The sequence below is a fragment of the Spirosoma sp. genome (assembly GCF_048594605.1).
Classification (GTDB): domain Bacteria; phylum Bacteroidota; class Bacteroidia; order Cytophagales; family Spirosomataceae; genus Spirosoma.
In genome coordinates this window covers 1-14,135 of sequence record NZ_JBMDWV010000006.1, presented here as the reverse complement: position 1 = coordinate 14,135, position 14,135 = coordinate 1, and the positions used below count along the sequence as shown (strand labels likewise).

Below are 14,135 nucleotides of genomic sequence, written 5' to 3'. Positions count from 1 at the left end.
TGCCCCATTCCCTCTGCCCCGTGCCCTCTGCTATGAAAACCCAAACATCCGTACCGACAACCAAAGTTGCCCGCGCCAGTCAGTTTGTAAAGGCGGGGGTAAAAGTTGGCGGGAATTATATTAAGCATTACAGTAAGAAGCTTATTGACCCCAACCTGTCCCGAGAGGAGCTGCATAAAGATAATGCGGCCGACATCTACGACGCTTTGAGCGAACTGAAAGGGTCGGCGTTGAAAATGGCGCAGATGTTGAGTATGGATCGGGGACTATTGCCCGTTGCTTACTCCGATAAGTTCACCATGGCACAGTACTCGGCACCGCCATTGTCGGGACCGCTGGTGGTTAAGACATTCAAGACGTATTTCGGGAAATCGCCTTCGCAATTGTTCGATAAGTTTGATATAGAAGCCGTTAATGCCGCCAGTATCGGACAGGTACACCAAGCCTGGAAAGATGGGAAAAAACTCGCTGTGAAGGTGCAATATCCCGGCGTAGCGGATGCCGTAAGTTCAGACCTGAGAATCGCCAAGCCGCTGGCTGTCAGGCTGCTGAGTTTGAACGAACGCGATATTGACCGCTACATGGGCGAAGTGGAATCGAAGCTGCTGGAAGAAACGGATTACGAACTCGAGTTGAAACGATCCATCGAGATTTCGCAGGCCTGCGCCGGCATTCCTGATCTGGTTTTTCCGAAATATTATCCCGAATTGTCTTCCAAACGCATCCTGACAATGGATTGGCTTGATGGGCTCCATCTGAAAGATTTCCTGAGAACAAATCCTTCACAGGAAATTCGTGATCGGATCGGACAGGCGTTGTGGGATTTTTACGATTTTCAGATTCATACGCTACGTCAGGTGCACGCCGATCCGCACCCCGGAAATTTTCTGATGCGAGCAGACGGTACGATGGGGGTAATCGATTTCGGGTGTGTAAAAGTCATTCCTGATTTTTATTACGACAATTACTTCAAGCTTATTAATCCTGATACGCTCGAAGATCCCGTGTTGACCGATGAAGTCTTTAACAATCTGGAGTTTTTATCGCCGGATGATTCGCCAAAAGACCGGCAGTTCTTTTCTGACCTGTTCAAAGAGATGACGCTAATGCTGGCGGAACCTTTTGCGGTTGATACGTTCGATTTCGGGGACGATTCATATTTCAGCAAAGTGTATGCTTTTGCTGAAGGCTTGGCAAACGTACCGGAATTGAAAAACTCAAAAGTGGCGCGGGGTTCGCAGGATGGTCTGTACGTCAATAGAACGTATTATGGTTTGTACGCCATGCTGAACGAACTGAAAGCTAACGTTACAACGACCAGACCTGAGTGGCTTCGCTCGAAGAAACTGGTCGCCTAAGTAAGTTCAGCCACAAGTCCCGAAGGGCGCAGATTCTAAAGCCTGCGTTCTCCGGGCCTTGTGGTTGAATGCTTTACGATAACGGCTGCGGTGGGGGCGTTCCGGCAGGTCTGGAATTGTCGTTAGGTAAAGGCACGAACTCATGATTATCGTTCGGGGGTAAGGCTATACGGCCAGCCTGCCAGTCGGCTTTAGCCTGTTCAATACGTTCCTTTCGGGAGGAAACGAAGTTCCACCAGATAAACCGTTCGCCAAGTGGCTCTCCTCCCAGCAGCATAATTGTGGTTGTTTCGATGGCCGTAATGACAGGATCAATCCCCGGTTTGAAAACAAGTAACTGACCGGCACTGTATCGATTGCCGCCAACTTCCAGCATACCTTTTGCTACGTAAGCACCCCGTTCAGGATAACCTGTCGGCAAACCAAACCGAGTGCCGGCCTGCAACACAACATGCAGGTAAAACAACGGCGAATGGGTTTTTACGTCATTACGCAAGCCAAAAGCTTCTCCGGCAATTAGTCGCATCCAAACGCCCTTCTCGGTGAATATAGGTAGCTCTTGTGGTTGGTAGTTGTCGAATGAAGGCGCATCTTCTTCGTCTGCTTCGGGCAGTGCAACCCAGGTTTGAATCATTTCCAACGTACCGCCCGCCAGCGTAGAAGGGTCTTCAAAACGCTCTGAGTGGGCAATGCCACTTCCTGCCGTCATCCAGTTGACTTCGCCGGGACGAATAATCTGCTGAACACCAAGGCTGTCCCGATGCGTAACCTGACCATCAAACAAGTAACTGACGGTAGAAAGGCCAATGTGCGGATGCGGCAGTACGTCCATGCTGGGAGCCTGTTTCGGTGCGAAACTTACTGGCCCGCCATGATCCATAAAAATAAACGGCCCAAGCATCCGGCGTAATCGATAGGGAAGAATCCGCCGAACATTGAATCCATTTCCCAAAGAAGCAGGACGTGCGTCAATAACTAGGTCTAACATAAGCAGGTTGTTTTTATAGTGCCGCCGATTGGTAAATTCGTTCGATAATTTCCTGTAAAATCGCTCCCTGTTTGGCGGTACAAACGGTGGATGGCCTGCCAAAACAGGCATCCAGAAAAGCTTCGGTATTTTTTAATTGTATATCAACGTCTTCCAAATAAGGAAACTGTACGTCGGCCAGTTCGCCCGCCAGTTCAGTATGAAGTGTAAACGGGAAAAGCTTTACACCACCTTTGCTGCCAAATATTTCCAGATTACGGTCTTTTTCGGCTTGCATATTCAGGGCAAATGAAGCAGATAAGCTAATGGACGCTTTATTGGGAAACGTCAGATAGGCCGTAGCAGCATCTTCAACGCTGAATGTATCTGGATTCCATGAACCGAGTAAACCCTTGCCGCCTGACTTTCCGATGAAATCATACGTATTGCCCAGCACCTGATCGGGTTTAGGATAGCCCAGGGTATACAGGGCCAGATCGAGGACGTGAACGCCAAGGTCTATCAAGGCGCCACCACCTTGAATGTTTTTGTCCGTAAAATAACCCCAGCCCGGTATTCCGCGTCGACGCAGAAAATTAGCCTTGATGTGATAAATATCGCCAAGCAACCCATCGGCTTGGCAGCGCATCAGTAACTTACACTCGCTGGATTGTCTGAGCTGGAAGTTATAGGCCAATGTCAAGCCTTTTTCATCGGCCAATTCTGCCATTTCAAGGGCGTTCTGCGCATGAACAGCAGGTGGTTTCTCGCAAAAAACGTGACAGTTGTGCGCCAGTGCCTCCATCGTTTGCGAGTAGTGAAGATTGTTTGGGGTACAGATAACCACTACGTTCGGAGCGCACTGCTCATACATTTCGAGGGTGTTGGAAAAGGATTTATCAATTTCGTGTTTATCGGCCAGCGCACGCGCTTTGGTAAGGTCGCGGCTACAGACGGCGACAATCTCTACCCGATCCGACAGTTGCTTGAGAGCGGGAATGTGGTTGCTGTCGGCAATTTTACCGCCACCAATAATGGCTACCTTGAATTTGGACATGAACGTTAGAAATTGATAAACAGACAAGTTTACTGACTTACCCGTTAACTTGCCAGTCCAAACGAATTCGCATGAAAATTTTATTGGCTCCTGACAAATTCAAAGGGTCTCTAACCGCTTCCGAAGTATGTAAAGCGATGACTGACGGCATACGGCTGGTTGATGAAACGGCTGATATCCTGTCTGTGCCGATGGCCGATGGGGGTGAAGGCACAGCTGACGTACTAACGCAGGCAACCGGAGGTACGTGGCATACAGTTACGGTCCAGAATCCACTGGGCCGACCTGTCGAAGCTGGTTATGGCATTTCAGGCGATGGTAAAACAGCCTTTATTGAGATGGCGCAGGCATCCGGTTTGCGGTTGCTTAACCGTTCAGAGTACAACCCTTTTCTAACCAATACGTTCGGCACGGGCGAATTGATCCATCATGCCATTAGCAAAAATGTTGAACGGATCGTTTTAGGGATTGGGGGAAGTGCTACCAACGATGCGGGTACGGGCATGGCCGCTGCTCTGGGATGGCGTTTTCTGAATAAATCTGGTCAGGAAGTACGGCCATGCGGTGGCAATCTGGTTGATATGCAGTCAATTATTCAACCTGATCAGCGTTGGAACGGCACGGTTGAAGTGGCATGCGACGTAACGAATCCACTTGTAGGGCCGCAGGGCGCTACGTTCATATATGGTCCGCAAAAAGGCGCAAAACCAACCGATCTGCCTACGCTTGATGCGGGCATGGTTCATCTGGCGGGGTTAATACGTGCTCAATTTGGACTTGATTTGTCAGCCATACCAGGCGCTGGCGCTGCTGGTGGACTTGGCGCCGGAGCCGTTTTGTTTCTGAATGGGAAGCTAACCGAGGGCGTGAATCTGGTCATCAAACACACGCGATTAGCCGAGCAACTAGCGAATGTAGACCTGGTCCTAACGGGAGAAGGACGTATTGACAACCAGACACTACAGGGAAAATTGATTGCAGGCATTACGCGCCTGGCGCAGGAACGTAGCATACCGGTTGTGGCTCTCTGTGGTTCTCTGAAACTCAGGCCCGACGAACTCGATTCTTTGGGCCTGACCAGTGCTTTCTCAATCGCGCCTGGCCCGATCAGTTTAGACAATGCGCTGGAAAACGCAGCGGAGTATTTGCAACGTGCTACGTTCCAGGTAATGCGGCTGATAGTGAAGTGAATTCTGATACGTCAGTTGCCCAAATCTGATAACCTATGGGCAAAATCGGCAGTGCTCATACCAGGGGCAGGACTTATGGAGGATAAATAAAATAGTGATCGGCTGTTCGCGTTTCTTCTAGTGTAGATACAATACCCCGATTTTTCTGGTATTTTGTAATATGGAAAGTAAAACAAGTAAGTCTGTTTCCGTTTCGACAACTCGCCCGCGTTTCGATGATATCTTTATGGATCTGGCGATCAATCTGGCCAAGCGATCCCACTGTATCAAGGCGCAGGTTGGCGCGGTACTGACTCGTGATACCCGCATTATTTCCATCGGTTATAATGGGCCACCCGCTGGAACGCATAACTGCGATGAAGAATTTCCGGGTGTTGGTTGCCCTCGTGACTCAAAAGGCTCGTGTTCATTGGCTTTGCACGCGGAGCAGAACGCAATTTTGTATGCAGCCAAAAACGGCTCTGAGATAGAAGGATCGACCATCTACGTAACGCTGTCGCCCTGCATTGCCTGCGCCCGCATTATTTACAGCATGAAAATTGAGCGGGTCGTTTATCTGAATTCCTATGCTGCATACAAAGGGATTGGGTCGGATGAAGGCGTCGATTTTCTGCGTCGGTTTGGCGTGACGGTCGAACGCTACGTATCAGGGGATGGCGTGATGGCACTTTCCGAGACGCCCGTCTCAACGAGAGGGTTATGAATATTCTGGCGCATGCATACCTGTCGGGGCAGAACGAGGGATTACTTATTGGAAACTTTATTGGTGACTTCATCAAAGGTGATCCTACCAGTCCGCGTCATGGTTTGTCGCCGGGCGAACAAGCGGGTGTGCGGCTTCATCGGGCTATTGATACGTTCACCGATTCCCATGCTGACGTAGCAGCCGTGCGGGATATATTGCACCCACGTTGCCACAAATACGCAGGCGCAGCTGTTGATATTTTCTTTGATCATTTTCTGGCAGCTAACTTTCAGGCACTCACCAGTGAATCGCTGACAACCTTTGTGCCGGATTTCTATCAGACCATACAGGATAACGTTTTACGACTTCCTTCGTCGGCTATGCGCATGGCCGATTACATGATACGGCAAGACTGGCTCACTGGTTATCAGTATCTGGAAGGTATTGATCGCTCGCTGAAAGGCGTCTCCCGCCGGACGGTATATCCTTCCGGACTTGATACGGCTATCGAAGATTTGGAGCAATATTATGAACAGATCTACAGTCATTTCACGTATTTTTGGACTGATTTAGTCGATCACACCCAGCCAATACGTATTTCCTTACTTTCTGACTTATGAATACGAAAAAAATAGTCTCATCACTCGCGATTCTTATCGTTGTGGCTTTCACGGTGATCGCTCAGATAAGCTGGAAAAACGCTGAGCCCTGGCGTCCGGATCAGTTAATGGAACCTGCCGACCTGGCTACGTTGATAGAGAGGGCTGACGCAAAAAAGCCACTTATCATTAGCATAGGTCCAGCAGCTACGATAAAAAATTCGGTTGGAGTTGGGCCTGCAAGCGAAGTTGAGAACGTAGCAGCACTGGAGAAACTACTTAATAAGGAGCCCAAAAACCGGGAGATTGTGATTTACTGCGGTTGCTGCCCTTTCAAAAACTGTCCAAATGTTCGTCCGGCATTTACGAAACTCAACGAAATGGGCTTCAAAAACCACAAACTGTTGAATCTCGCCAAAAACCTGAAAACCGACTGGCTGGACAAAGGCTACCCGGCAGTTGAGTGACGAAATGTACTACGTTGCGAAGCTAATATTTGACTTAACCTGACTAATTAATGTCCATAGGTCAGTTTAGTCTTCCTTCAGCAATACATCCTCTACGTTAAATTCGTCGGTACGCTTTCGCCAGAACCAGTAGAAAGGTAAACCCGTTGCGATCAGGCCAAGACCTGTCAGTGCTTCGCGTGGTTGATTAATCAGTGTTGTCACAACCAGTAACGTACAGCAGATACAGAAAAATGCAGGAACAAACGGATAGCCAACAACCCGGTAGGGGCGCACCCGTTCTGGTTGTTTATAACGTAAAAGAATGACACCCAGAGCGGTAGCCCCATAAAAAATAAACGAAGCAAAAACCAGCATATCTGTCAACTGATCGAAACTGCCGGACCAGACTAGTATTGCCGCCCAAACGCTTTGAAGCAGAATAGCGACGGATGGCGTTTTATAACGAGGGTGAATAACAGCCGCCGATTTAAAAAATAACCCGTCGCGGGCCATCGCGTAGAACACTCGGGCGGGCATGAGAATAGAGGCATTGGTTGAATTGGAGGTCGTTATCAGAATGAGTATCGAAATGAACGTAGCGCCAGCCCAGCCAGCCGCCTGCCGCACGACTTCCACAGCGGCAATTTTACCGGGCATATTAGCGAGCTGCACCAGTGAATCAATAGGTAATACGTACACATAAACGATGTTCAGTAGAACGTAAATGGCAATAACAATGCTGGTGCCAACGCCGAGCGCGATGGGCAGATTTCGTTGCGGATTTTTTATTTCCTCTCCGATGTAGCCAATTTGATTCCAGCCTTCATATCCCCAGAAAGCGCCTAAAGAAGCCGCTACCAGCGATCCTAATATACTACTGCGTATCGAGGTACCGCTAGGTTGTACCGACTGTGTCAGATTGGATAGATTACCCGATTCGGCCGAAAAACCAAGGACCGCGATGATTGCTACAGCCACAAAGACAATGTAGATCAAGGCACGGCTCAGGCCTTCAGCTAGCGTAACGCCCCGGTAGTTGATGAAACTAAGGAAGACAATAAGTCCCGTGGCAACGCATTTCACAAGGAATTCCGTCGACTCAGTATGTAAGCCAGCCAGCGAAAGCAGCGATTGTCCAAAAATGTGCGAGAGTGCGGCAATCGTGGCCGTTCGCATGACGGTGAACGCACCCCAGCCATATAGAAAGGCAAACAGACGACCGTATACGCGCTTAAAATAAACATATTCCCCCCCTGATTGCGGAAACATACCCGCCATCTCAGCATACGTCAGGGCACCGGTCAAACTGACGAGCCCGGCAGCTATCCAGCAGGCAACAACCAGCAACGGAGAACCTAACTCAGCTGCCATAGGGGCAACTTTTTTAAAAACTCCCGACCCAACTATACCGCTGACTACCAGCAGAATTGCAGAACGAGTGTCAATCGTGCGGTCCAGTTTGACCATTTAATTATTTCGCTTAATAGTAAAAGAGAGACTGAATAATTCTACAGAAACGTAATACTACAAAATAATTAGCTGACTTGATTGCGGCTTTTCCGTTGGCACAGGCTATAAAACCTGGCTGTTTCAGAGGAGTATTCTTTTCTGCGAAAACGATTGAAGAGATAGTTGCGGACCCGCTTACCCGATGTGAGAACACTATTTTCTGGTCAAATACGTCAGTAAGGCAGGAAGATAGCCAGTCATACCTTTATACTCCAGCATTGCACGGGGCGTTGTGCTGAGTGTTTGTGCCATCAGCTTTGCCCGTTCAGGATCGGCGGCTTCGTTGGCTAGTCGATTCTGATACGTGTGGATGCCAAACAGAATGGCCTGTGAACGGGGCAATCGAGTAAGCGTTTGGCGCTCAACTCTCACGAAAAGTTGGTCGCCAATGGTTTCAGACGTTAAAGTCGGCAGCCGGTCGGTAAGTAATTGCTTAAGCATGGGCGTATGACGAGCCGTCATGTCGAGCTGATTGCTAATTTTCAGGCTCCAGTTTGCGCGCCATACCGAACGGCCAACCGGTAAGCGTTCCAGTAATTTCTGAGCAGCACGCATCATCGGCTCGACAATCGGCGTGATCGGGGCATGAATCTGCCAGAAGGGGAGTCCTATTTTCTCGTCGAGACTCCAGTCATTGGCAAAGCAAAGCTGCCCGGCCACCAACGTAGCGTCATGGCCTGTCAGCAAAAGCAAATCTTCCTGAATCTGTCGGCCTATCCAATCGAGCGGAGCGTGAGGAAGTGTAGTAACATCGCCAAATGTAAATGCAATCGTTTCGTTCAGTAGATGATTCCTCCAGTACCAGCGATTGCCATCCTGTTGGAGTGTAAATTGATCTGGTGCAAACAGAGCCAAATTATGCAAGACACTATCTACTACGTCCCATTGAGCAATTTCGTAACCGGGTAAATCCTGATAGTAGTATTCAGGAAGTTCAGCTAACAGCTGCCGTTTTAAGGCGATTTCTGACCTATAGTGCTCATCGACTTCAATGAGCCGCTCACTTTCAGACAAAAGTGCCGTGCCCATTTTTTCGTTGAAGCGCTGTCCGAAAGGAAAGTAAGGAAGCATGATTCGTCAGCACCGGCAGCCTAGCCGTTTTTTGTATTCACCAGGATTTCGCAAACGTATCTGAGACCGTCTGTTAGTATCGAACTAACCCTAATCCAGCTCCGCCCGTTGGACGCATGGAGCCGTTTTCTACAACAAAACCACCGGATACTACGTCCTCTGCCAGATCGAAACTACCATCAAGGTCGATATACCGCGTATGTGGACAGGCAAACGCTGCGTGCAGGGCCGCTGTGATACTGACCCGGCTTTCGTCGTTGCAGCCCCAAAATAGTGAAATTCCTGCGGGTTCGGCAATGGTGGCAATGTCGAGGGCGGCCCGAATCCCTCCGCATTTCATCAGTTTGATATTGTAAATGCCAAACGGCAGCGGTTGTTGCGCTAATTCCAGTGCTGCTTTGGGCCCTTTCAACGATTCATCGGCGGCTAGCAAGTGCCGGATGTCATTTGGTAAGCTGAGCAATTCCTGATCATGGCCAACAGGAAGTGGCTGTTCAATCAACTCAACTTTGGCATTGGCAGTTGCAGTGATAAAACGCGCTAAGTCAGTAAATAAATAGCCCTGGTTTGCATCAACGCGTATGGTAACGTCATTACGGTACGTTTCCCGAAGCTTGCGGATTCGTTCAATATCTTCGTCTACGTTCAGACCCGTTTTGACCTTCAACACCCTAAAACCCTGCTGATAATAGCCTGTCGCTTCGGCCAACGTATCCGCTACGTTCATAATTCCGATGGTTACAGAAGTCGGAAGCGAATGAATCTTTTGTCCATAGAATTGTACTACTGGGATACCCAGATACTGCCCAAAAGCATCGTGTAGCGCAATATCGAGTGCAGCCAACGTACCGGGCGACTGGCGAAACATGTGGTTACTCTCGCGAATCCATGCCTGAAAAAGTCGAATATCTTTCCCAACTAAGCGGTTTATGCAGTCGCTCTGAAGATTTTGCAGCGCCTGTTCCGGCGATTCACCTACAACTTCCGGTGATGGATTGGCAGCTCCAATTCCAATCATGCCGTTTTCAAGTTCTATCTCCAGAAAGACGTTTTCGACATCGGACGTAGTCTGGTAAGCAATGGTATAAGGCTTTGTGAGCGCCAGATTCTTCAGGTAAGCCCGAATAGATCTAATCCGCATGGGAGGTAATAATTAGTGATTGAATAACCGGCACGACAGCGTCGACACCTTCCTGTAAAGGGAGCAGGACGGGAATGCCGAGCCGTTCGGCATACTGTTTCTGATACGTAGCGGCTTCTTCGTCGGTACAATCCTCTGTATTGAGCGCAAGCGCAATAACGTCAGAATTATACGCTCGGATCAACGCAATCTCCGACTCAATAGATGGAATCTTTCCCCAGGCCGGATCATGATCGTAATACGTTCGTTTAGGGGCATGCACGAGTATAACATGTCGGGCGTTGCCAGATACCAGAAACTCAGAACCGCAGGGTCCGCTTGGATTCCGTAAAGCGGCCTGGCCTTCTATCAGCAATACGTCGGCACTGGTTTCTCGCCAGCACGTAACGAGTGCGTGCTCCAGCTCGCCCGACACAAAATCATTCAATGTTGAATCAAAAACGAAGCCGTATTTTCCGCCCTGTAACCAGCCTGTCTGGCCAGTGTAAATCATTTGTGCATTAAGGGCGCTACGTCCGCAGGCTTCCCGAATCAGCCGGGTCGTAGTTCGTTTGCCGAGGGCACAGTCTGTACCGATCACGGCAATAATTGGCGCGGTTATCTGATTAACTTCACCCGTCCAGAAATGCAATTCGTTACGTGGTTTGGGTCGGCGAACATCGATTAGTTGAACGCCATACTGCTTGGCTAACGTAACGATTTCGGGTTTATCATTCAGAAATTCATGAAGCCCGTTAACTACGGAAATCCCCTTTTCGATGCACCGTTTGATGTCTGTAAGCATGCTGGTTGGCAAAGTACCTCCATTGGTCGCTATGGCAACTACGGCGTAATCAATTGAATCGACCTGGTCAAGCGCTTCATCGACTGATGCAAAAACGGGAATGTTACGTAGTCGTCCATCCAGCACAGTTCCAGCATCCTGACCAGCGGTGGGGGCGTCAATTACACCAATAACAGTATAACGTTCAGTGCCCCGAATCAAGCCATGCGCCGTTTTAGCGTTGGGCGTGCTCAGAAAGCCGTCGGTGAGCAAAATTGCCCGATTGTTCATAAAGAAAGCGTTCGTAAATGATTTCGGCGGTAATATGGCGATAATAGCAAAATAAACCGCAGCCAGGTCATATGCTCCTTACGTTAAAATCGGCAAACAGCACTCCTGCCTATCGGCTTCAATCCGATTCATTTTAATACGGTACTAATCGTCATTAGGACTTATTTTTGTGGTTCGTTGGTTCGCTTAGATAACTACAAACCGTATACATGCTTTGATTCCCGCCGTTGATACTCTCCTAAAAGACATTCGTAACAAGCGAATTGCTCCGGTTTATCTAATCCACGGCGACGAGCCGTATTATCTCGACCGGATTGCCGAAGAGCTTGAAAAAGTGGCCGTTCCCGTGGCAGAGCGTGGATTTAACCAGTTCGTGCTGTTCGGAAAAGACGCCGATGTGGGTGCTGTACTGAATTACGCCCGTCGTTACCCGTTCATGGCCGAACGGCAACTGGTGCTGGTGAAAGAAGCCCAGCAAATGAGTGGCATCAACGACAAATCAGCGCAAACGCTACTGGAAGATTATGCGCTAAATCCACTGCCCAGCACGATTTTAATGTTGTGCTACGTTAAAGAAGAAGGCAAACCAGGCTTGGATGAGCGTAAATCATGGGTCAAAGCTTTTGGCACGAAGGGAAAACTTTTAGGGGTTAAAAAACTTTACGATAATAAAATTCCGGACTGGATAGGTGAGTATTGTCGCGAACAGGGCGCCAAAGTCAGCCCGAAAGCGTGTCAGCTGCTGGCTGATCACATCGGCAATGACCTTAAACGGCTGGCGGGCGAGATCGACAAAATATTAATCAACTTACACGTAGGAGAAGAAATATCAGCCGCAACTGTCGAGCGGTTAGTCGGCATCAGCAAAGAATATAATGTTTTCGAGCTGCAAAAAGCCCTTATCCAGCGCGACGTAGTGAAATCGAACCAAATTGTCGATTATTTTGGACGTAACCCAAAGGATAACCCGCTTGTGGTTATTCTGGCGCAGCTGTTTAGCTATTTCAGCAAGGTATTATTAGTACAATCTTCTAAAGATCAAACCGAAAAAGTACTGGCACCGATGTTGGGAGTGAATCCTTTTTTTGTGAAAGATTATCTTACGGCCGCCCGTACGTTTCCACTGCCTAAAGTTGCTGATATAATTCACGCCATTCGTCGGGCCGATGCACGTAGCAAAGGAATCGATGCACCTGCCCTGAGCGAAGGTGATATTTTGCGCGAACTGGTTTTTGTAGTCTTACATTAATCGCACTACGTTCTTAAAAACCGATTCTCCATTGCTATTGAATAAAAAAAGCAACCCGAATCTATGTCGAGTTGCTTTTCCGTTCTCACTCCTCTTTATAATAAAGATAGCCATTGTCTACCTCCCTTACTCAAACTCTTTAACTGTACGTTTGACAAGTCGCCAATCACGTACTGTTCTGTATTTGATATGATAAATCTAGCTCCTGTAGTAAGCTAGATTGTCTATTTTTCGATGAACTGTACTATCTGCACGTTTTTTGGCCATAAGTCACGATTAAGTGTTTATGCACAAGCGGTTCAATTACCGAGGAATTACCTATGCAATGTTGTTTGGTAATGCTTACATGATATTTGTAGTACTAGCTACCTTTAAATCCCACCTTGATCGAAGTATAACTAAGGGTAGTATTTAGCCTACAGATTGACCATATAAATAGTTATTTGTGACTTTCTGTATTAATCATGTGCACAATATGTTTTTACCTGGGTATAGTGATTAATTTATTTTAATCTTATATATAGTAACTTTATTAATGTATATTTGTTATTAGCGGTAACATATGGCGGTTGCTGAGAGATTCGCTGGTTGCGTTAAGACATAGTCTCGAAGATAACGAGCTGATTGTCTCAAAAGGAACCAAGTTTTGCTGATGTTCCGGTCAATGAATGTAAACTAATAACTTGACCAGGAATGCCAGTCTTGGATAGCTGACGTACTAGGTTGCCATCCTTTTATTCCTGGCTCATGAGATCAGCTGTAATTCTTCTATTTTTGCTGGTAAGTACTTTGACTAGTCTGGCTCAGACCTTTTGGATCGGCTCCACCTCCACCGACTGGAATACGCCCAGCAATTGGAATACCAATCTGGTGCCCACTGCCTCCAGCGACGTAGTGATTCCTAAAGTAATCAATTCGCCTATTATTGGCACGGGGGTGACTGCTCTGGCCAAATCGATTGAAGTGCAGATCGGGGCTTCGTTTACCATTGCTTCGGGGAGTTTAACAGTAGATGGCTCCAGAATCATTGCGGGCTTTACCACCGCTTTTTCCAACAAAGGCACGGTCAACAACAGCGGTCAACTGGTGATCGGAAGTGGGGGGGCAAGTGGCGAGTATGGGCTTCGTAACCAGGGGGTTTTCATCAACAAAGTTGGAGGTAGCCTGCAGATTGATGGCTCTGCCCTAGCGGGTTTGTACAATGGATTTGTAGCCAGTTTCACCAATGAGACAAGTTTGGTGATTGGGTCTATGACATCCGTGGGGACTTATGGGGTGTTGAATGAGGGGAGTTTTTCGAACAACCCGGGCGGCAACATTCAGATTGACCGTTCCATCAAAGCGGGTTTGTTCAATGACTATGGCAGTTTTACGAATGAGGCAAGTCTGGTGATCGGGTCTGTGGATTCAGCAGGGGATAATGGGTTATTGAATGAAGGTAATTTTATTAATAATCCGAGTGGCTCCATTCAAGTGGATCGCTCTATCATAGCTGGCTTGTACAACAGCTTTACTGCCAGTTTTATCAACAAGGCCACTGTGGCGATTGGGAAAACCGCCACAGTGGGCGAGTACGGGCTTCTCAACCTGGCTACCTTACTCAATGAGGGCCAGCTTCAGATTGATCATTGCATTCAGTATGGATTTGGGAATCAGAAAAACACCTTAGGCTTGACCTTAGATCCTTCTGTAAACAGAGGTAGTATTGTGATTGGGTCATTAGCACCAGTGGGTGCCTATGGGTATTCCAACCAGGCTCCCTTTCTCAATAGTGCAAATGCTACGTTATCTCTGTTTGCCCCCTTT

The 14,135-nt window shown here is 48.1% G+C and carries 13 protein-coding genes; 7 read left to right on the top strand and 6 right to left on the bottom strand.

What is annotated here, in order from left to right; genetic code table 11:
- Nucleotides 1–32: 32 nt before the first annotated feature.
- Entirely contained in the window at nt 33–1,358 is a 1,326-nt protein-coding gene (locus tag ACOJS8_RS00330) for an ABC1 kinase family protein (RefSeq protein WP_420146539.1), read from the top strand.
- A gap of 73 nt (nt 1,359–1,431) precedes the next feature.
- On the opposite strand, the gene ACOJS8_RS00325 is transcribed toward ACOJS8_RS00330, so the two are convergent.
- Together ACOJS8_RS00325 and ACOJS8_RS00320 are read right to left on the bottom strand one after the other, a co-directional pair.
- Entirely contained in the window at nt 1,432–2,346 is a 915-nt protein-coding gene (locus ACOJS8_RS00325; RefSeq protein ID WP_420146538.1) for a pirin family protein, read from the bottom strand.
- A gap of 13 nt (nt 2,347–2,359) precedes the next feature.
- Complete coding sequence (locus tag ACOJS8_RS00320) at nt 2,360–3,382, bottom strand: Gfo/Idh/MocA family protein (protein WP_420146537.1); 1,023 nt, start codon at nt 3,380–3,382, stop codon at nt 2,360–2,362.
- A 71-nt stretch (nt 3,383–3,453) separates the two neighbouring features.
- Between ACOJS8_RS00320 and ACOJS8_RS00315 the strand changes: the two genes are divergently transcribed.
- From ACOJS8_RS00315 to ACOJS8_RS00300, 4 genes are all read left to right on the top strand, one after another.
- Nucleotides 3,454–4,572 carry a glycerate kinase gene (locus tag ACOJS8_RS00315; RefSeq protein ID WP_420146536.1) on the top strand — a complete coding sequence of 373 codons (1,119 nt, stop codon included), beginning with the start codon at nt 3,454–3,456 and terminating at the stop codon, nt 4,570–4,572.
- Between the two features lie 160 nt (nt 4,573–4,732).
- A complete protein-coding gene (locus ACOJS8_RS00310; RefSeq protein WP_420146535.1) occupies nt 4,733–5,275 on the top strand; it encodes a deoxycytidylate deaminase in 543 nt (180 codons plus the stop codon).
- On the top strand, nt 5,272–5,877 hold the full coding sequence (locus tag ACOJS8_RS00305; protein WP_420146534.1) for an ACP phosphodiesterase: 606 nt from the start codon (nt 5,272–5,274) through the stop codon (nt 5,875–5,877). The genes ACOJS8_RS00310 and ACOJS8_RS00305 overlap by 4 nt, the downstream gene beginning before the upstream one ends.
- Nucleotides 5,874–6,323: a rhodanese-like domain-containing protein gene (locus ACOJS8_RS00300; RefSeq protein WP_420146533.1), complete on the top strand. Its 450-nt coding sequence runs from the start codon at nt 5,874–5,876 to the stop codon at nt 6,321–6,323. Before ACOJS8_RS00305 ends, ACOJS8_RS00300 begins: the two co-directional genes overlap by 4 nt.
- A 66-nt stretch (nt 6,324–6,389) precedes the next feature.
- On the opposite strand, the gene ACOJS8_RS00295 is transcribed toward ACOJS8_RS00300, so the two are convergent.
- From ACOJS8_RS00295 to ACOJS8_RS00280, 4 genes are all read right to left on the bottom strand, one after another.
- Nucleotides 6,390–7,772: an APC family permease gene (locus ACOJS8_RS00295; RefSeq protein ID WP_420146532.1), complete on the bottom strand. Its 1,383-nt coding sequence runs from the start codon at nt 7,770–7,772 to the stop codon at nt 6,390–6,392.
- Between the two features lie 195 nt (nt 7,773–7,967).
- Complete coding sequence (locus tag ACOJS8_RS00290) at nt 7,968–8,885, bottom strand: heme-dependent oxidative N-demethylase subunit alpha family protein (protein ID WP_420146531.1); 918 nt, start codon at nt 8,883–8,885, stop codon at nt 7,968–7,970.
- A 73-nt stretch (nt 8,886–8,958) separates the two neighbouring features.
- Entirely contained in the window at nt 8,959–10,026 is a 1,068-nt protein-coding gene (locus tag ACOJS8_RS00285; RefSeq protein ID WP_420146530.1) for a mandelate racemase/muconate lactonizing enzyme family protein, read from the bottom strand.
- On the bottom strand, nt 10,016–11,080 hold the full coding sequence (locus tag ACOJS8_RS00280) for a DUF1611 domain-containing protein (protein ID WP_420146529.1): 1,065 nt from the start codon (nt 11,078–11,080) through the stop codon (nt 10,016–10,018). The genes ACOJS8_RS00285 and ACOJS8_RS00280 overlap by 11 nt, the downstream gene beginning before the upstream one ends.
- A gap of 214 nt (nt 11,081–11,294) precedes the next feature.
- Here ACOJS8_RS00280 and holA point away from each other — a divergent pair, with 214 nt between their 5' ends.
- Both holA and ACOJS8_RS00270 read left to right on the top strand, forming a co-directional pair.
- Nucleotides 11,295–12,329 carry a DNA polymerase III subunit delta gene (gene holA / locus ACOJS8_RS00275; RefSeq protein WP_420146528.1) on the top strand — a complete coding sequence of 345 codons (1,035 nt, stop codon included), beginning with the start codon at nt 11,295–11,297 and terminating at the stop codon, nt 12,327–12,329.
- A 747-nt stretch (nt 12,330–13,076) separates the two neighbouring features.
- A partial coding sequence (locus ACOJS8_RS00270; protein ID WP_420146527.1) for a hypothetical protein occupies nt 13,077–14,135 on the top strand: 1,059 nt, incomplete at its 3' end.